The organism is Photorhabdus laumondii subsp. laumondii (genome assembly GCF_003343245.1).
Taxonomy (GTDB): domain Bacteria; phylum Pseudomonadota; class Gammaproteobacteria; order Enterobacterales; family Enterobacteriaceae; genus Photorhabdus; species Photorhabdus laumondii.
The window spans coordinates 4,677,042-4,694,784 of sequence record NZ_CP024901.1 but is presented as its reverse complement, the minus strand read 5'-3'; the positions used below and the strand labels follow the sequence as shown (position 1 = coordinate 4,694,784).

Sequence of the window (17,743 nt, the reverse complement as noted above, 5' to 3'; positions counted from 1 at the left end):
CGCCCTCAAGCAACCACCACTTGTTTATTTGTGATAAACAGGTGGTGACTTAAATGATATTGTGTCACTGCATAATTATGGTTCAGATGAGAATCTGACAGATGATTTCCAGTGACTTTCCAAGTTAACTAGAAATATAAATCAGGTCAAATATCACCGGGATAAGATAAGGTCAGGTGATAAGTAAAGTTAATGTTATGATTTATAAGTAGAAAAATTAACATTCATGTTGTGTGATATAGATCAGGTTAGGATTTTAATGTGATTTATATCACTAATATTAGTGTAATATCTGTTTTGTATATGCTGTTAAACTTTTATTTATTAGATTTAAAATCTAACTAATATTAACTTTACGGAATTAATGTGTATTTTTGTTTCTTTATAAGAATAAAGTTTTATCTTTTTGGGCTATTAAACGAGTAAAAAAGAATTTTATGCTTATTTTGTCAATGTGTTTGATTATTTATTCATGCTTGGATTGTGCGAAAAGACCGGCATGAATAAAAAGCCAGAATAATGTTTGGGAAGTCATCACTAAAACTATTAAATAATACTATTGTTTTACCCGGTCAACAATTTCTGTTATTCCTTCAACGAAGTGGCCGGTTTTTTACGGTATGATCCGGAATGGTCATATTTAACGGGAGTTTTTATGAAATGAAGCTGCTCAGGGGCCTGGCCCAATATTATGTTGATTTAATGATGAAATTGGGGTTAGTGCGCTTCTCATTACTGCTTGCATCTGCACTGGTCGTTCTTGCTATGGGTGTACAGATGGTGGTCACTTTTCTGCTTCAGGGAGGAGTGCAAAGTATTGATTTAGTTCGCTCAATCTTTTTTGGTTTGTTGATTACACCTTGGGCTGTCTATTTTCTTTCAGTTGTTGTTGAACAGCTTGAAGAGTCCCGTCAGCGATTATCTAAGTTAGTTGAAAAGTTGGAAGTTATGCGTCAGCGTGATCGGGAACTTAATCAGCAATTAAAAGACAACATTATTAAGCTTAATCAGGAGATCTCGGAAAGAGAGAAAGCTGAGCAGGCGCATCTGATATTGTTGGATAAACTCAAAGAAGAGATGAAACACCGTGAGCAGACGCAGATTGAATTGGAACAACAATCTGTATTGTTGAAATCTTTTCTCGATGCTTCTCCTGATTTGGTCTATTACCGTAATGAAAATAATGAGTTTTCTGGTTGTAATCGGGCGATGGAATTGCTGACGGGTAAAAGCCAGAAACAACTTGTCGGGCTGACACCAAACGATGTTTATGACAAAGAGGTTGCTCGCAAGGTAATGAAAACCGATGAAAAAGTGTTCCGTCATAATGTTGCACTCACTTATGAACAATGGCTAGTTTATCCCGATGGTCGGAAAGCCTGTTTTGAGCTTCGGAAAGTCCCTTTTTATGATCGGGTAGGAAAAAGACATGGGCTTATGGGATTTGGGCGCGATATAACGGAACGTAAGCGTTATCAGGACGCTTTGGAGAATGCAAGTAGGGATAAGACCACTTTTATCTCAACGATTAGCCATGAGCTCCGTACGCCTTTAAATGGCATTGTTGGTTTGAGCCGTATTCTGCTCGATACTGAGTTGACGTCTGAGCAAAATAACTATCTGAAAACGATTCATGTCAGTGCCATCACGCTTGGTAATATTTTCAATGACATTATTGAAATGGATAAAATTGAACGGCGTAAAGTGCAAATTGATAATCAGCCAATTGATTTTACTGGTTTTATGTCCGATCTGGAAAACCTCTCTGGGCTGCTGGTGCAACCGAAAGATATTAAATTTGTCATGAACCCAGAACTGCCACTGCCTGCCAGAATCATGACAGATGGTACTCGCTTGCGCCAAATTCTATGGAACTTGATTGGCAATGCGGTGAAATTTACGCAAAAAGGTGAGATTACTGTTCGAATCTGGTACGAAGAGGGAGAGCGTTTGCTGTTTGAAGTCACAGATACGGGGATTGGTATCCCACATGATGAGCTGGAGAAGATTTTTGCGATGTATTATCAAGTGAAAGGCAGTCATGGTGGTTGTCCAGCAACGGGAACCGGTATTGGATTGGCGGTATCCAAACGTTTGGCTCAAAGTATGGGAGGGGATATTGTGGTGGAAAGTGAACCGGGACAAGGTTCTCGGTTTACACTGTCTATCATTGCCCCTGCTATGGAGGAGAATCTTTTATGCAAAGAAGATACAGAAGATTATCCACTTCCAGCATTGCATATCTTATTGGTAGAAGATATTGAGCTGAATGTGATTGTTGCTCGCTCGGTATTGGAGAAGTTGGGTAACAGTGTAGAAGTCGCTATGAACGGTAAAGATGCGCTAGAAGTGTTTAAGCCAGGAGAGTTCGATCTGGTACTGCTTGATATTCAGCTACCCGATATGACCGGGTTAGATATCTCCCGGGAGTTAAGTCAGCGATATGCCAAAAAGGATCTGCCCCCCCTGATTGCACTGACAGCAAATGTCTTAAAAGACAAAAAAGAGTATTTGGATGCAGGTATGAATGGTGTGTTGAGTAAGCCGCTTTCTGTGAATGCGTTAACTGCCATTATTGAACAATATTGGGGGGAACAGTCTGTGCATCATATGCAGCCGGAAGAAGAGGAGTCAGGATTGATGAAAAAAGATGAAGATTTACTTGATACAGAAATGCTTAACCAATACATCGAGCTCGTTGGGCCCCAATTGATTCGCAATAGTCTGAGTGTGTTTGAAAAGATGATGCCGGGTTACTTATCTGTTCTGGACTCAAACATGACAGCGAAAGACCAGAAAGGCATTACGGAGGAAGCGCATAAGATAAAAGGTGCTGCGGGATCGGTTGGATTGCGTCATTTACAGCAACTGGCCCAGCAGATTCAATCACCTGATTTACCTGCATGGTGGGATAATGTTCAGGAATGGGTTGATGAGTTAAAGCAAGAATGGAGAAAGGATACGGAAATTTTGGGGGAATGGTTGACGGACGCTGAAAAAAAATAACCCCAACCGAGGTTGGGGTGCGCGAATACTGCGCCAACACCAGGGAAAACTTTTTACACGCCTATCTGATATATCTTTGGTTGCGGCGAGTAAATGAGGAATTCTCCGTACATCATACAAGTACCAACATAGCAAAGATAAGATTTTTTGTTACAAGATTCATTAAAATCTGTGATGAAGATTGGTGTTTAACCCCCTAAAGGGTTAAGCAATAATCTACTACAAATGGAGTGAGGTATGAAATCAGTTGCGGTTGTCTTAAGTGGATGTGGTGTATTCGATGGTAGCGAAATTCATGAGTCAGTATTAACTCTGCTTTCTTTAGACCGTTTAGGTGTTAAAACGAGCTTTTTTGCGCCTGACGAACCACAACTTCATGTTATTAATCATATTAACGGTGAAGAAATGGGGGAAGAACGTAACGTTCTACAGGAGTCTGCCCGTATTTCAAGGGGAAAAATTAAGCCTTTATCACAAGCAAATGCCGATGAATTTGATGCCCTGATAATTCCCGGGGGATTTGGTGTTGCAAAGAATTTATGTGACTTTGCCGCTAAGACAGTTGATTGCGAAATAAATAAGGAATTGTTAAGTTTGGTGAGGGCTATGCATAATCAACATAAACCAATGGGATTTATGTGTATTGCGCCTGTTATGTTGCCAAAATTACTTAATAAACCGGTGAAACTAACGGTCGGCAATGATCCAGAAACGGTTGCTCAAGTAGAGGCAATGGGAGGCGTCCATATCATTTGCAAGGTAAATGATGTTGTTGTTGATTTAGAAAACAAAATTGTGACGACACCAGCCTACATGCTTGCTGAATCTATTTCCCAGGCGGAAGAGGGAATTGATAAACTTGTCAGAAAAGTATTGGAAATGACTGAGTAACTGGATGCGAAATCCTTTTCAATTTTTATGGTACTGGCTTAAAAAAATCGCAATCTCAGTTATTATCTTATGGATAGTTTCTGTTGTTGCATTTTCATTTTTGCCAGTGCCGTTTTCCATGGTTATGGTTGAGCGCCAGATTAGTGCTTGGTTATCGGTTAATTTTTCTTATGTATCTCATTCTGACTGGGTAGGGCAAGGACAAATATCGCCAAATATCGCATTGGCTGTTATTGCTGCGGAAGATCAGAAATTCCCACAACATTGGGGATTTGACTTTGATGCTATCGAAAGTGTACTTGAGCGTAATCAAAATCATTCAGGCAGACTTAGAGGGGCTTCAACGATTTCTCAGCAAACGGCCAAAAATTTATTTTTGTGGGACGGACGTAGTTGGTTAAGAAAAGGGTTGGAAGCCGGGATGACCTTTGCTATTGAACTGGGATGGTCAAAAAGTAGAATTCTGACTGTTTACCTTAACATAGCAGAATTTGGTGATGGCATTTTTGGTGTTGAAGAGGCATCTAAACACTATTTTCATAAATCAGCCAGTAAATTGACGGCATCAGAAGCGGCTTTACTTGCTGCTGTATTGCCTAATCCACACCGCTATAAAGTTAACTCACCTTCGGCTTATGTCTTACAGCGTCAGCAATGGATTTTGCGGCAAATGCGGTTGTTGGGCGGGGGGAGTTATCTTGAGAAAAATGGGTTAATGAAAGATGATTGAAGGAAGAATGAGAAGTTATTCAGTTTGACGTGAGATGATGAAAAGGGTAAAACGCCAGCGCCAAAAAATGACGCGGCCTGATACCTGAATGTTTGACAGATTTATCGTGTCATCACTTTCAATCAATATATTTAATTCAAATAAGTAAATGCGGTTGTTACTCGCTTAACACCGTTAGTTTCGCTGGCAATTTTCGCGGCGGCATTACCCTCTTGTTTGGTCAGAATGCCCAGTAGAAAGACTTCGCCGTTTTCCGTAACGACTTTTATGTTAGAAGACTTAACCGAGTCACTAGCCAGGATTTTTGAGCGTACTTTAGTTGTAACCCAGGTATCCTTAGAAGCAGTACCTAATTCAACAGGTTTCCCCTGACGAATTTCATTGTAAACGGTGTGTGCTCCATCAACACGTGATGCTATCTGTTTAGCACGCTCTGGAAGGCTTGAGTCTGGGCTTTGGCCTGTCAGTAAAACTTTTCCTTGATAGGCAGTGGTAATAATACGGGTTTGCTCTTTGAGCTGCTTATCTTTGTTAAGCGCATTACTGACACGGGCTTCGAGAGTACTATCGTCAACCTGCTGACCAATAGTGCGGGGATCGGTTGCGGTTTTTGTCGCTACGGCAGTAGAACTGACCACGACCGCACCAATACATCCTTGCAACATTACAGCAGCACAAATCGTGGCTAATAGGGAGAAAAATCGCATTATTGGCTCCTTAGTCATCCTGATGGGGAAAAAGTGTATTATCGATTAAGTCACATAAGCAGTTAACTGTTAGCATATGAACTTCTTGAATTCTGGTACTGCGATGAGATGGAATACGAATCTCTACGTCTTGTGGCCCGAGTAAGCCGGCAAGCTCACCACCATCATAGCCAGTAAGGGCGACAATTGTCATATCGCGGGTTACGGCGGCTTCAACGGCTTTGACAATATCACGGCTATTACCATGTGTGGAAATCGCTAATAACACATCGCCTGGCTGACCTAATGCCCGTACCTGTTTAGCATAAATTTCATCATGCTGTTTATTGCTTGAAATCGCAGTGATGACCACATTGTCTGCGTTAAGTGACAATGCGGGCAGGCTTGGGCGCTCAGTTTCAAACCGGTTAATCATATTGGCAGCAAACCGTTGGGCAGTCGCTGCTGAGCCTCCATTACCACAGCAAAGGATTTTGTTACCATTCAGTAATGACTGAACCATCATTATTGCCGCTCGCGAGATAGCATCAGGTAATGCTTCTGCGGCTGCAATCTGAGTTTGAATACTTTCTGTAAAACAGACTTTAATTCTATCCAGCACGTTTATAACCTACTCAGTATCATTTTAACGAGTGAACTCATTTTGATTGAAGGCATTTTGCAACCATTCAAATTGTTGACCAGTAATAGCACAAATATCAAAGCGACAAGAAGAGGTTTCAAAACATTCACCTCGTTGAAACAGCCAAACTGCGGCAGCGTGTAATAATTTTTTACGCTTGCTACGAGTGATTGTCGCCAATGCATCTCCATATTGTCCTGATTTGCGAAAACGGACTTCAATAAAGACCCAAGTTTGCTTGTCTTTCATAATCAGGTCAATTTCACCACCGTGAACTTTCACATTTGCGGCGATAAAAGATAATCCTTGTTTTTGTAAAAACAACTTTGCCTGCGCTTCATAGTTGCGCCCCAGCAAATAACTTGTCAGCTTTTTTATTTTCATCCTACTTTTTATTCTCATTCTGAAATGAGTCATTTGAATTGAAAGGCCGCTTGGTGACAAGCGGCAAGTTACTTAATTAAATCGCAGTGATTTGGCCTTGATGATATTGCATCCATGAGAGTTGTCGGAAAATGGTGCAGTTTTCCTGAACGGACAGCACTCCAGAAGCACCATTGAGATGGAAATCACTTTGAAGCTGAACTTGACTGAATTGATTTGCTAATGACCAGGCGTCAATACCCATAGCGTAAAGGCGCATCAAAGAGTAATCATTCGCAAATTTACTGACTGCTTGCTGCATCAGTGGCAAGTTAGCACCGGCGATTAAGGGAATGTCACTGAATTGCATTCCTTCCATCTCCAGGCGGAAATCGGGACCGACGCCCGCCTGATTACTGCGGGAACTTGCGTAAAGGGCGGGCTTATCGCGGGAACTGATTGCCATATCAATCATTGTCTTAATTAGCGTCAGTTCATCCAGGGTAGAAACAATATAAACTGCATCCACTGAGCCGCCAGTAGAAGTAGGAACGACATCGGTGTTTATCTGGGGGATTTCCAGATCACCAATAGCGATTGATGTAGGTTGATTGCTGGTGACATTGACGGCTGTTCCGGTCAAGCGAATACCGGTACCTCTATTAATTAATTGTTTCAGTTCGGCAGAAGAGCCAAAAGTTTGTTGCAGAACAGTATGTCCCCCTTGTTTTTGCCATTCCTGTGCAAAGGCGTTGGCAATGCGATCACCAAAAGTCCCTCTGGGGACCAAAATCAGAGGATTCTGTTTTTGTTGCTGCCAAATATGTTCCGCAGCATTTTTCGCTTCATCTTCTGGTGACAAAGAAAAATAGCAGATATTAGAGTGTGGTTGAGCATTGTCTAACTCGTTAAGTACTAGCATGTTTAATGCCGCATTTATCTGAACGAGTTTAACCACATCTGGCTTAAGTAACGGCCCGACAATTAAATTCACACCATCCTGCTTAGCCTGAATAAATAAGTTTTCCAATGGCTGGCTTGTTGTGTCATAGATTTTGACCTGTTGTGTGTTAATCGGCGCATTGGCTATGACAGGTGTTGTTTGAGTGGCTGGTATTGCTGAGTTTATGATCGCCCCTTCACTAGGGGACATATTGGTAGAAGCCACGCTATCTGACGCACTATCACTGTCTGTTATAGATAAATTTTCCGGGTTTTCTGTTGGCAATGATGGACTTGGTAAACCGGCCTGAGCATCAAGAAAACCTTGGCGAATGGCTTCACCGAATACTTTTGCTTGGCCGCTTAATGGCAGGAACAGAGCAATACGGATATTCGTATCTTGCTGTTGGATGGCTGCTGGCTGTAACTGAGTTGGGAGTGACTGTACAGCAGGGTTTTGTGGATAGCGAATTTTCCAGTCACGGATAGCTGCCTGTAGTTTGTCGGAGTCCTGTTTGTTATCCTGATAGGCACTGAGTAAGTCCAGCCAGCCTTGCAGAACATTTTCATCAGCGTTGATGACCAACCCACGGCGCTCTTGTGGTGAAAGACGGGTCAGCATTTGCCAGGTATCATCGATATTTTTTTGACGAACCGCACTCTCTTTCACGAGTGGTTCCTGAGCGATATAAGCACGGATGACATCAAGAGAAGGTTCGCCATGAGCGGCATCAATGATAGATTGATAACGGGCGATTTCTGTACTGATTTTGTCCTGAGTTTGCGAAGGTTGTTGTCCCTGTTGGTCAGGTACGGTACATCCTGCGATGATCATGACTGCCAGCATAGCTGAACAGACTAAACCAGTTTTGATACGCACAAAAATTGAGGAAAGCATACTGTATCCAGCGATGTTTTTTTCAAAGATGCTCAATTTTAAATCGGCCATTCGGATGAAACAATGAATCAACCTAATCGAGCAGTGGTTACGACATCCACGCTATATGTTGTGCCAACCCCCATTGGAAACTTGGGTGATATCACTCAGCGTGCGCTTGAAGTTCTTGAGCATGTCGATCTGATTGCAGCCGAAGATACGCGACATACTGGCTTGTTGCTTCAACATTTTGCCATTAATGCACGCATGTTCGCACTTCATGATCATAATGAACAGCAGAAAGCAGATCAATTAATTACAAAACTCCAACAAGGGCAAAGTATTGCATTAGTCTCTGATGCAGGAACGCCGCTGATTAATGATCCTGGTTACCATGTGGTTCGCCGTTGCCGTGAAGCCGGTATTCATGTTGTCCCACTTCCAGGACCTTGTGCGGCGATAACCGCCTTGTCTGCTGCTGGTCTGCCATCAGATCGTTTCTGTTACGAAGGATTTCTGCCCGCAAAGCGTAAAAGTCGGACAGATACTTTACGGGCTTTGCAACAGGAGCCACGCACATTAATTTTTTATGAATCCACCCATCGTCTGATCGAAAGTTTAGAAGATATGGTTGAGGTGTTGGGAGCTGAACGTTACGTCGTTTTGGCGCGGGAATTGACAAAGACTTGGGAATCCATTCAGGGGATGCCAGTAGGTGAACTTTTGGCGTGGGTGAAGGAAGATGAAACCCGTCGCCGTGGTGAAATGGTATTGATCGTTGAAGGCTATAAAAAACTGGATGACGATGTTTTGCCTCCAGAGGCATTAAGAACGCTGGCGCTTCTTCAACAAGAACTGCCCTTGAAAAAAGCGGCTGCACTGGCAGCAGAGATTCATGGTGTGAAGAAAAATGCACTTTATCGTCATGGATTGGGACAGAATGAAGAATGATAGCAATTGCTAAATTAGGGCAGATAATCGGTAAATGCCTATACATTATTGGGTAAACCTCTTATAATCCGCCGCGGAGTTGACTAGACAGTCGCTGCTTTATCATTAATCCTTTGGATGATAGATGGAGGAGAGGAAAGTCCGGGCTCCACAGGGCAGGGTGCCAGATAACGTCTGGGGGGTGAAAGCCCACGACCAGTGCAACAGAGAGCAAACCGCCGATGGCTTACTTAATGTAGGATCAGGTAAGGGTGAAAGGGTGCGGTAAGAGCGCACCGCACGGCTGGTAACAGTTCGTGGCACGGTAAACTCCACTCGGAGCAAGGCCAAATAGGGGTTCATTAGGTACGGCCCGTATCGAACCCGGGTAGGCTGCTTGAGCCAGTGCGTAAGTGCTGGCCTAGATGAATGATTGTCCACGACAGAACCCGGCTTATCGGTCAACTTCACAAATTTAGCCCCGTTAGATTGGAATCTGACGGGGCTTTCACTTTTTTAAGCAGCCAGATCAATTAACAGTCCTTGGAATTCCGTATCTGCTTTTAAAACCAGACGACTTTCTTCATGAATAAAAGCGCCATCTCCGCATTTAATTAAATTGTTATCCTTAGAATTGCCTCTTATTTTTATATTTCCGTTTAGAGATTGCAGATAGGCATTTTTTCCTTTCAATTGCAGATGATGAGATTGATTTTTATTAAGGGAAATATGATTTACCCACACTTGTTGACGTAATTGCATACTGCCATCTTCTGCGGTTGGAGAAGCTAGCATAGCCAGTGGTTGTTCTGGTAATTCCATTCGTTGCAATGGTAAGCTTTCCTGCTGAGGAAAGGCATTCAGCCAAAGCTGCAAGCGCGTTAGTGGCTTATTAATACTGGCATTATGTTCACTGTAGCTGATGCCTTGACGGGTAGAAAATAGTAAACATTCTCCTTTACGGGCTCTGATATAGTTGCCTTCGCTGTCACGGTATTCTGCTTCACCTTGTAGAATAATATTCAATATATCCACATGTGGATAGGATTTAGGTTGGAAAGCGGCTTTGGGGGCAATGACTTCTTGATTGAGTACACGTAGCGCGCCATAACCTAAAAACTTTGGGTCAAAATAGTGACCAAATGAAAATGTATAACGAGCTTGTAGCCAACCATAGTCAGCTTTCCCACATTGTTTTGCTGTTCTATTTATAATCATAATGGCGGTTACCTTACAAAAACACACACAAACAATAGTAATTATCTGGACGGCGAAATGTTAGCCAGTTAATCTGGTCAGCATATTCAAATTTCCTGATTGAGAAAAATATGAGCAAAGAACGAGCGCTTACACTGGAATCTCTCCGGGTCATGGATGCGATTGACCGGCGGGGAAGTTTTGCTGCGGCCGCTGATGAGCTTGGTCGTGTTCCTTCTGCACTTAGCTATACGATGCAAAAATTAGAAGAGGAGCTGGATGTAGTGCTGTTTGACCGTTCGGGTCACAGAACTAAATTCACCAATGTTGGTCGTATGCTGCTTGAGCGTGGACGTCAATTGCTTGAAGCTGCTGATAAATTAACGGCTGATGCAGAAGCATTAGCGCGAGGTTGGGAAACTCACCTGACAATTGTTTGTGAGGCGTTGGTTCCTGCTTCTTCATTATTTCCATTAGTGGGAAAGCTTGCTCAAAAATCGAATACTCAGCTCTCTTTATTGACAGAAGTTTTGGCGGGGGCATGGGAGAGGCTGGAAACGGGTCGGGCGGATATTGTTATTGCACCAGATATGCATTTTCGCGCATCGGCAGAAATTAATTCACGTCAGCTTTACAGCATTACCAATGTCTATGTTGCTAGCCCTGATCATCCTATACATCAAGAGCCGGAGCCTTTATCTGATGTCACGAGAGTGAAGTATCGTGGTATTGCTGTGGCAGATACAGCGAGGGAACGTCCGGTATTAACGGTTCAGTTGTTAGATAAGCAACAGCGTTTAACAGTAAGTTCTCTGGAAGATAAACGCCGTGCTCTCTTGGCTGGGTTGGGCGTTGCTACCATGCCTTATCCTATGGTGGAACAAGATATTACTGAGGGGCGTTTGCGGGTGATTAGCTCTGAATATAGCCATGAGACAAATGTCATTATGGCATGGCGGCGAGACAGTATGGGGGAAGCTAAATCTTGGTGTTTGCGGGAAATCCCTAAATTGTTTGTTAGTCGGTAAGTAGAAGCGATGTGAGCAATCAAATTAGAAGACAGGCTGTAAAAAAACATGATTCGATGATTGCTTAGCGAAATATGAAATTATGGCACAACGAATCTAACATTCGTAAATGGCGCCAGCCAGTACAGCAGACTGTCTGGTTGGCTGTGTTAATCTTTTTGAGCAGACATCATGGGTAGGTGTAATTTGCCTTAATCTAAATTTTGTGATTTCTATTCGCTGAGTATTGATGATTCTATTTTTGGGGTACCAGACAGTGATGAAAACAGGGAGACTTTCGAATTTATCAATAACACCAATGGTTTTTCCCTAAGTCAGAATGGTTGCCCTGATGTCAATATATACCCTAAAGATTTCAAGATGTATCGCGACGGCAAGGGAACGAATCCCCGGGAGCAATAGTAAACTATGTGACCGGGGTGAACGAGCGCAGCCAACAAAGAGGCAACTTGAAAGATAACGGGTATATCTTACCAAAGTCACTATGATTTAATAAAAGTTGGATCTATTGGCTAAAGTAAGCCGAAAGATCTTCTAGATCCCCCGGATTACTATTTATCTTTAGACCCAATATTGGATAGTTGGCTGATAAAATCTTTGAGCTTTTGATCGTTTCACCTTTTACCTGTGAGCGGTTATTTTTCAGATTCAGAACAGCCATAGCAAGATATTACCAGTTTCTTTTTATCAGGTGGTCGATACTGAATTTACCTGGGCCGATGATAGCCAGTAACAGATAACCGCCACCAATAGTCAGGTTCTTGAGAAACATAGTTTGGTTCATGCCTTCAGCAAAATTGCTGTGGAAGAGGATGGCAGTCAGGACACAGAAGCCAAAGGTAAATAACGCGGTGGTACGGGTTAACAAACCAAACAGAACTGCCAGACCACCACCTAATTCAAGTAAGATCGTCAGTGGTAATAGAAAACTAGGGACGCCCATAGCATTCATATATTGCTGGGTACCCGCGTAGGAATCACCTAATTTTCCATAGCCTGCAACGATAAATAGAATCGGCATCAAAATGCGAGCCAGTAACAGGGCACTATCTTCAAATTTTTTCATTAACAACTCCTAAGACACAGGAAAAATAATAATAGTTTGTTTGATGATTAACTTGTACCAACCCGAAACAGCACAATTTGTTAATCATTAACGGATGGAATGTATACTAAAGGTAGATGAACTTAGTTGTAAGCAAGGATTATTAACAATTTTATACAAAGTTTTTGAATGTAAGCAACTAAAGTGATCATCAATGAGGGATATTATGAAGAATTATTACTATTTCCATTTCAATAGTCGAATGATATGACGAGACAAATGATAAAATTTCACAGGATGGCGAAGGCCATACAAAGAGATAGCATGGATTGCAGGTCCCAGATAGGGTTTTAATGACAAAAGCTTTTGCCAGCTTTTGTCATAAGGTTCAGTGAGGTTCTTCCAGAGCTGTGTATTGTTGGTGAGTTCGAGGCGTTGTAGTTGGATATTTCTCATTAGCTGCTGTTCTTTCAGCTTTTTTTTCTGGCGTTGTTTACTCATTACTATGATCCTCCAACATTTCTCTGTCTATCTTTAATTGCTCGCGAGTTGCACTAAGTAATGTTGAATTTCGCGCTTTCCTGATGGTCCATATAAGGCCAATAAGCGCCAGAACGAGTAGTGTGCCAGTAGTACTTGCTAATACGGTAAAACGCCAGCTGGGATCGATAGCCCAAAAAATCATAACAAGTAAACACATGAGGCCGAAAGCGGTGAGCAGTAATGTCAGGCTGGCTATGACTACCAGCTGTATCAAAGTGGCTTTTTCTTTTTCCAACTCTACAACGATGAGTTGTAAACGAGTTTCTATTATCTCGATAACAACAGAGGCAATACGTTGGAGAATGTCAAGGACCCCTTTACCGGGGCCTTGAGATTTGGATGAGTTGATCATATTAGCGTTTAGCTAACACTACACCTAATACGGCACCGACAACAGTACCAATACCGATGCTTACCCAAGGTTTATCGTGAACGTAGACATCAGCACGGCCCGCCATATCTTTTGTTTTCTTAACAACCATATCACTGGCATTGCTGAGTTTAGAACGAGTATCTTTGATGACTTCCTCTACTTTGCCGCGAAGTTCTTCCAGCTCGACTTTGGATTTATCACCAGAGCTTTTGATCACTTCTTCCAGTGTATCTGCGAGTGATTTTAGTTCAACGTGTAGATCTTCATTAGTTTTGATCTTTGACATGTAGATTACTCCTCAATGTAAGGTGTGTGTATTTGACTTAGTTAGTTGCTTTTCCTGATGCAGGAAAAGACTATCACTAAATATAGCTTATATTTTGGAAGGTGAATAAAAAACATTAGCGTTATTTCACTATTCTGCTGCAAACGATACTTTTATCTGCAGCAGGGAGGGATATTAGATTTTATTGGAATTAATTACTTTTTTTGAGGGGATTGGCAAGTTTTTTTACGCCATACAACGAGCAAACTGCCGCTAAAACCAATAATAAGTAAAGCAAGTGGCAGTAATATCAGGAAATTCATTACCAAGTCTTCATATTGACGGAAAATGGGGGTCTTACCAAATGCATAACCCAAAGAGGTAAGGATAATGACCCACAGGAAGCCACTGAGCCAGTTAAAAAACTGGAAACGACTGTTTTGTAGACCTGTCAGTCCTGCAAGTGTTGGTAAGAGGGTTCTGACAAATGCGAGGAAGCGGCCAAGAAGTAAAGCTGATAGGCCGTGGCGGTGAAAAAGATTGTAAGCTCTTTGGTGATAATAAGCTGGAAGGTGAGAGAGCCAGCCTTGTACTGTCTTGGTATTTCCTAACCATTTTCCTTGAAGATAACCAATCCAACAACCTAAGCTTGCTCCGGCAGTTAATACTACAATCGTTAGAGGGAAACTCATTGCACCTTTGGCAATCAATACGCCAACTAGTATAAGCAGGCTGTCTCCTGGTAAAAATGCAGCAGGAAGGAGGCCATTTTCAAGGAAGAGAATCAAGAATAGCATGATGTAAATGGCCCATAATAGGGATGGGTTGGCCAGAGTTTCATAATCCTGGTACCAAAGTGCATATATAAGTTCTTTTACTATTTCCATCAGGTGTTCCTAAAATGCCTTTGTTCGTTCATCCTGAAAGCATGAGGCTAAACCGATTAAATTACATCCTATTTTACGTTATTTGGTTGGTTTTCATGCCTTTTCACTGTTGAAAAAGGCAAATGACGCAGCCTGTGCCACTGTAACAAAATCAGGGGTGACTAAACAGAAAATTTTGGTGATCAATTGAACGTTCATTAAAATAGGATAAGAAATGGGTCTATAAGGCGGGCTTGTTAGGTTTCTTGCATTTAAATGAATGACTGTTTGTCCTACTATTTTAATCTGTTTTTGTTACCATTTTATTCACTTATGATTTACTGACCGCTGACCGCTGACTGCTGACCGCTGACTATGAGTCAATATTTTTTCAGTGGTAGATTGATTCTTGTCTGAATTTGATTTATTTTTCACCGCAGCAAAGGGGAGTAACTTCCTTAGCCGGTTTATCGTCATTACGATGCAACAGCATCCGGTAGCCGGGCAACCTTGAACTTATACCTGATGGTACATTTTCTGTGTTGTAAGTGAGACCTTGCCAGAAGGCGAGGGTTGCTTGCAATACATCCTTATCCACGATGTGGGGAAGAAATATAGCAGCGGCTGGCGTCTTCTGAGACTTCAGCCGTTTTTGTTTATGAGAGAAAGAAAATGAACTCTGTGGGTAGTCCTCTCTTATGGGGAAGTTTTGCTGTTTTAATTACGATTATGTTGCTGCTGGATCTATCCTTACAGGGGCGTAAGAAAGAGCAAGCAATGTCATTTCGTCAAGCTGCTGTCTGGAGTGTAATTTGGGTAAGTTTGTCGCTCTTATTTGCATTAGGATTATGGTGGTATTGCAGAGAAACTGTAGGGGTAGCGGTTGCTAATAGTCAGGTAATGGCTTTTCTTACCGGGTATTTACTTGAGAAAGCGCTTGCTGTTGATAATGTGTTTGTATGGCTGATGTTATTCAGCTATTTTGCCATTCCGGCAAATTTACAACGTCGGGTGCTTATTTACGGTGTCTTAGGCGCAATTGTGCTGCGTACCGTGATGATCTTTGCAGGGAGCTGGCTGGTTTCTCAATTTAGTTGGATACTTTATCTGTTTGGCCTCTTTTTGCTGGTTACCGGCGTTAAGATGGCGTTGGTTAAAGAGGATGATTCTCCGATAGGCGATAAACCTTTTGTTCGTTGGCTAAAAGCGCATATTCGCATCACTGATAATCTTCACGGAGAACGTTTCTTTGTGAAAGAAAAGGGTTTGTTATATGCGACGCCACTCATCTTGGTCCTGATTCTGGTTGAAATTAGTGACGTTATTTTTGCGGTAGACAGTATTCCTGCTATTTTTGCAGTCACTACAGATCCTTTTATTGTTTTGACTTCTAATCTTTTCGCTATCTTAGGATTACGTGCGATGTATTTTCTGCTGGCTGGGGTGGCAGAGAAATTTACAATGCTTAAATATGGTTTATCAGTCATTCTGGCATTTATCGGTATTAAAATGCTGATAATAGATTTTTATCATATTCCTATAGGGGGTTCTCTGGGAGCTGTAGCCAGTATTTTGGCAGTAACAATGATTATTAATGTTTGGGTAAATAAATACAAAGCGACAGAGAACCAGTAATTAGGTAACTATTTTTTAACAGATAACCATATCTTTTTTGAATGGGGAGATATGGTTTCTTCTTGTCTTAAATTGCTGCGAAATGGTTAAACATAAAAACAAATAATTGTATTTTGTAAATGTGTAAATTGCCGTTTTGATCACACAAATGTGAATGTGTTGTTAATAAGTGCTGGCGAGGTTGTATATTTTAACTATCGCTGCTTTTCTCTACTCTTGGTTTCCCTATACTGAGGAAGCAAACACAAAAAAATATATACTCGTTATCTTTCAAGTTGCCTCTTTGTTGGCTGCACTCTCTCACCCCGGTTACATAGTTCGCTATGCTCCCGGGGATTCGCTCCTTTGCCGTCGCGATGCATCTTGAAATCCATAGGGTATAGGTTTAACAGAACTGTTAATAAAATGGATCAGCTATGGAAAAACAAAAACGTGGCTTCGTGCATTACATTGTACAAGGAAGCCTGGTTAAACAAATTTTGGTAGGTTTAATTGCAGGGATACTGTTAGCGTGGTTGGCACCTTCGGTTGCCAAATCAGTCAGTTTACTTGGGACGTTGTTCGTTGGCGCCCTGAAAGCAGTAGCCCCGGTATTGGTATGGATTTTGGTCATGTCTTCTATTGCTAACCATAAAAAAGGCCAAAAAACCAATATTCGTCCAATCCTTATCCTCTATATCTTGGGTACTTTTTTTGCTGCGTTGGTTGCTGTGGCCGGTAGCTTTATATTCCCATTACCGCTGGTGCTAGCTGTCAATGATGCTCAGATGTCGCCTCCTGAAAATATTATAGAGGTGATTAAAGGGTTACTGGTTAATGTTGTCGCTAATCCAGTGAATGCATTACTGAACGGTAACTATATCGGTATCCTTGCCTGGGCTATTGGTTTGGGTATCGCCCTGCGTCATGCGGCGGATTCAACTAAGTCTCTAATTCATGACATGTCTGAAGCGGTTACTCAGGTTGTTCGGGTGGTCATTCGTTTTGCACCGGTTGGTATTTTCGGTCTGGTGTCTGCAACAATTGCAGAAACGGGGTTTAATGCCTTACTGGGATATGTCCAACTGCTGGTTGTATTACTGAGTTGTATGTTGGTTATGGCACTTGTTGTAAATCCGTTGATTGTTTACTGGAAAATTCGTCGTAATCCTTATCCACTGGTATTTGCTTGCCTGCGTGAAAGTGGCGTAACGGCATTTTTCACCCGCAGTTCGGCTGCAAATATTCCAGTGAATATGGCGATGTGCCGTCGTATGAATCTGCATGAAGATACTTATTCAGTTTCTATTCCATTAGGCGCAACGATCAATATGGAAGGCGCTGCGGTGACTATCCCGGTGTTGACTCTGGCTGCGGTCAATACGCTTGGGATACCTGTTGATGTGCCTACAGCATTATTGTTAAGCGTGGTTTCTGCCATTTGTGCCTGTGGTGCTTCTGGTGTGGCTGGGGGATCGCTATTGTTGATCCCTCTGGCCTGTAGCATGTTTGGGATTTCCAATGAGATTGCGATGCAAGTTGTAGCAGTCGGTTTGATTATTGGTGTATTACAGGATTCTGCGGAAACGAGTCTGAACTCTTCTACCGATGTATTGTTTACTGCTGCTGTTTGTCAGGCTGAGGATGACCGTCTGTCATCGGATCAGTTAACTCAACGTAATTAATTGAAGTATTTTGGTTTAAAAAGATTAGGTAAGAAAGAGTAAAATATCCGCGCCAGGAA

At 42.1% G+C, this 17,743-nt stretch carries 18 protein-coding genes and 1 other RNA gene; 8 read left to right on the top strand and 11 right to left on the bottom strand.

What is annotated here, in order from left to right; genetic code table 11:
* The first annotated feature begins 660 nt into the window (after positions 1–660).
* The 3 genes from arcB to mtgA all read left to right on the top strand — a co-directional run bounded on the left by arcB (position 661) and on the right by mtgA (position 4,627).
* Entirely contained in the window at positions 661–3,006 is a 2,346-nt protein-coding gene (gene arcB, locus PluTT01m_RS20620; RefSeq protein WP_011148140.1) for an aerobic respiration two-component sensor histidine kinase ArcB, read from the top strand.
* A 237-nt stretch (positions 3,007–3,243) separates the two neighbouring features.
* Positions 3,244–3,897 (top strand): isoprenoid biosynthesis glyoxalase ElbB, encoded by a 654-nt coding sequence (gene elbB / locus PluTT01m_RS20615; RefSeq protein WP_011148139.1) that lies wholly within the window; start codon positions 3,244–3,246, stop codon positions 3,895–3,897.
* A 4-nt stretch (positions 3,898–3,901) separates the two neighbouring features.
* Complete coding sequence (gene mtgA / locus PluTT01m_RS20610) at positions 3,902–4,627, top strand: monofunctional biosynthetic peptidoglycan transglycosylase (protein WP_011148138.1); 726 nt, start codon at positions 3,902–3,904, stop codon at positions 4,625–4,627.
* Between the two features lie 131 nt (positions 4,628–4,758).
* Here the strand turns inward: mtgA and dolP are convergent, their stop codons facing one another.
* From dolP to PluTT01m_RS20590, 4 genes are all read right to left on the bottom strand, one after another.
* The gene (gene dolP / locus PluTT01m_RS20605; RefSeq protein ID WP_011148137.1) at positions 4,759–5,334 is read right to left on the bottom strand and encodes a division/outer membrane stress-associated lipid-binding lipoprotein; all 576 of its coding nucleotides are present in this window, start codon (positions 5,332–5,334) and stop codon (positions 4,759–4,761) included.
* A 10-nt stretch (positions 5,335–5,344) separates the two neighbouring features.
* Positions 5,345–5,935, bottom strand: coding sequence for a DnaA initiator-associating protein DiaA (gene diaA / locus PluTT01m_RS20600; protein ID WP_011148136.1), 591 nt, complete (start codon positions 5,933–5,935; stop codon positions 5,345–5,347).
* Positions 5,936–5,959: 24 nt separating this feature from the next.
* A complete protein-coding gene (locus PluTT01m_RS20595; RefSeq protein ID WP_011148135.1) occupies positions 5,960–6,340 on the bottom strand; it encodes a YraN family protein in 381 nt (126 codons plus the stop codon).
* 76 nt (positions 6,341–6,416) lie between these two features.
* On the bottom strand, positions 6,417–8,159 hold the full coding sequence (locus PluTT01m_RS20590; protein WP_041381128.1) for a penicillin-binding protein activator: 1,743 nt from the start codon (positions 8,157–8,159) through the stop codon (positions 6,417–6,419).
* Positions 8,160–8,222: 63 nt separating this feature from the next.
* On the opposite strand from PluTT01m_RS20590, the gene rsmI reads away from it, so the two are divergent.
* Together rsmI and rnpB are read left to right on the top strand one after the other, a co-directional pair.
* Complete coding sequence (gene rsmI, locus PluTT01m_RS20585) at positions 8,223–9,089, top strand: 16S rRNA (cytidine(1402)-2'-O)-methyltransferase (RefSeq protein ID WP_011148133.1); 867 nt, start codon at positions 8,223–8,225, stop codon at positions 9,087–9,089.
* Positions 9,090–9,164: 75 nt separating this feature from the next.
* An RNA gene (gene rnpB / locus PluTT01m_RS20580) (RNase P RNA component class A) lies at positions 9,165–9,541 on the top strand.
* A 43-nt stretch (positions 9,542–9,584) separates the two neighbouring features.
* Here the strand turns inward: rnpB and PluTT01m_RS20575 are convergent.
* Positions 9,585–10,286, bottom strand: a complete 702-nt coding sequence (locus PluTT01m_RS20575) for a pirin family protein (RefSeq protein ID WP_011148131.1) — start codon at positions 10,284–10,286, stop codon at positions 9,585–9,587.
* A gap of 110 nt (positions 10,287–10,396) precedes the next feature.
* Between PluTT01m_RS20575 and PluTT01m_RS20570 the strand changes: the two genes are divergently transcribed.
* The gene (locus tag PluTT01m_RS20570; RefSeq protein WP_011148130.1) at positions 10,397–11,293 is read left to right on the top strand and encodes a LysR family transcriptional regulator; all 897 of its coding nucleotides are present in this window, start codon (positions 10,397–10,399) and stop codon (positions 11,291–11,293) included.
* Between the two features lie 670 nt (positions 11,294–11,963).
* Here the strand turns inward: PluTT01m_RS20570 and PluTT01m_RS20565 are convergent.
* The 6 genes from PluTT01m_RS20565 to PluTT01m_RS27020 all read right to left on the bottom strand — a co-directional run bounded on the left by PluTT01m_RS20565 (position 11,964) and on the right by PluTT01m_RS27020 (position 14,968).
* Positions 11,964–12,359 (bottom strand): DoxX family protein, encoded by a 396-nt coding sequence (locus PluTT01m_RS20565; RefSeq protein ID WP_011148129.1) that lies wholly within the window; start codon positions 12,357–12,359, stop codon positions 11,964–11,966.
* Positions 12,360–12,578: 219 nt separating this feature from the next.
* Positions 12,579–12,839, bottom strand: a complete 261-nt coding sequence (locus PluTT01m_RS20560; RefSeq protein ID WP_011148128.1) for a YqjK-like family protein — start codon at positions 12,837–12,839, stop codon at positions 12,579–12,581.
* The gene (locus PluTT01m_RS20555) at positions 12,832–13,233 is read right to left on the bottom strand and encodes a phage holin family protein (protein ID WP_011148127.1); all 402 of its coding nucleotides are present in this window, start codon (positions 13,231–13,233) and stop codon (positions 12,832–12,834) included. The genes PluTT01m_RS20560 and PluTT01m_RS20555 overlap by 8 nt, the downstream gene beginning before the upstream one ends.
* Position 13,234: 1 nt before the next feature.
* The gene (locus tag PluTT01m_RS20550; protein ID WP_011148126.1) at positions 13,235–13,540 is read right to left on the bottom strand and encodes an ElaB/YgaM/YqjD family protein; all 306 of its coding nucleotides are present in this window, start codon (positions 13,538–13,540) and stop codon (positions 13,235–13,237) included.
* A gap of 194 nt (positions 13,541–13,734) precedes the next feature.
* Positions 13,735–14,406 carry a DedA family protein gene (locus PluTT01m_RS20545; RefSeq protein ID WP_011148125.1) on the bottom strand — a complete coding sequence of 224 codons (672 nt, stop codon included), beginning with the start codon at positions 14,404–14,406 and terminating at the stop codon, positions 13,735–13,737.
* Between the two features lie 403 nt (positions 14,407–14,809).
* Positions 14,810–14,968, bottom strand: coding sequence for a hypothetical protein (locus PluTT01m_RS27020; RefSeq protein WP_157852119.1), 159 nt, complete (start codon positions 14,966–14,968; stop codon positions 14,810–14,812).
* Positions 14,969–15,057: 89 nt separating this feature from the next.
* On the opposite strand from PluTT01m_RS27020, the gene PluTT01m_RS20540 reads away from it, so the two are divergent.
* Positions 15,058–16,020 carry a TerC family protein gene (locus tag PluTT01m_RS20540; RefSeq protein WP_011148124.1) on the top strand — a complete coding sequence of 321 codons (963 nt, stop codon included), beginning with the start codon at positions 15,058–15,060 and terminating at the stop codon, positions 16,018–16,020.
* 416 nt (positions 16,021–16,436) lie between these two features.
* Positions 16,437–17,684, top strand: a complete 1,248-nt coding sequence (sstT, locus tag PluTT01m_RS20530) for a serine/threonine transporter SstT (RefSeq protein ID WP_011148123.1) — start codon at positions 16,437–16,439, stop codon at positions 17,682–17,684.
* Positions 17,685–17,743: the final 59 nt, after the last annotated feature.

Excerpts from the sequence above, each read along its gene's own strand:
- arcB (WP_011148140.1), top strand. The coding sequence starts at position 661 with ATGAAGCTGCTCAGGGGCCTGGCCCAATATTATGTTGATTTAATGATG.
- elbB (WP_011148139.1), top strand. The coding sequence starts at position 3,244 with ATGAAATCAGTTGCGGTTGTCTTAAGTGGATGTGGTGTATTCGATGGT.
- mtgA (WP_011148138.1), top strand. The coding sequence starts at position 3,902 with ATGCGAAATCCTTTTCAATTTTTATGGTACTGGCTTAAAAAAATCGCA.
- dolP (WP_011148137.1), bottom strand. The coding sequence starts at position 5,334 with ATGCGATTTTTCTCCCTATTAGCCACGATTTGTGCTGCTGTAATGTTG.
- PluTT01m_RS20595 (WP_011148135.1), bottom strand. The coding sequence starts at position 6,340 with ATGAAAATAAAAAAGCTGACAAGTTATTTGCTGGGGCGCAACTATGAA.
- PluTT01m_RS20590 (WP_041381128.1), bottom strand. The coding sequence starts at position 8,159 with ATGCTTTCCTCAATTTTTGTGCGTATCAAAACTGGTTTAGTCTGTTCA.
- rsmI (WP_011148133.1), top strand. The coding sequence starts at position 8,223 with ATGAATCAACCTAATCGAGCAGTGGTTACGACATCCACGCTATATGTT.
- PluTT01m_RS20575 (WP_011148131.1), bottom strand. The coding sequence starts at position 10,286 with ATGATTATAAATAGAACAGCAAAACAATGTGGGAAAGCTGACTATGGT.
- PluTT01m_RS20570 (WP_011148130.1), top strand. The coding sequence starts at position 10,397 with ATGAGCAAAGAACGAGCGCTTACACTGGAATCTCTCCGGGTCATGGAT.
- PluTT01m_RS20565 (WP_011148129.1), bottom strand. The coding sequence starts at position 12,359 with ATGAAAAAATTTGAAGATAGTGCCCTGTTACTGGCTCGCATTTTGATG.
- PluTT01m_RS20560 (WP_011148128.1), bottom strand. The coding sequence starts at position 12,839 with ATGAGTAAACAACGCCAGAAAAAAAAGCTGAAAGAACAGCAGCTAATG.
- PluTT01m_RS20555 (WP_011148127.1), bottom strand. The coding sequence starts at position 13,233 with ATGATCAACTCATCCAAATCTCAAGGCCCCGGTAAAGGGGTCCTTGAC.
- PluTT01m_RS20550 (WP_011148126.1), bottom strand. The coding sequence starts at position 13,540 with ATGTCAAAGATCAAAACTAATGAAGATCTACACGTTGAACTAAAATCA.
- PluTT01m_RS20545 (WP_011148125.1), bottom strand. The coding sequence starts at position 14,406 with ATGGAAATAGTAAAAGAACTTATATATGCACTTTGGTACCAGGATTAT.
- PluTT01m_RS20540 (WP_011148124.1), top strand. The coding sequence starts at position 15,058 with ATGAACTCTGTGGGTAGTCCTCTCTTATGGGGAAGTTTTGCTGTTTTA.
- sstT (WP_011148123.1), top strand. The coding sequence starts at position 16,437 with ATGGAAAAACAAAAACGTGGCTTCGTGCATTACATTGTACAAGGAAGC.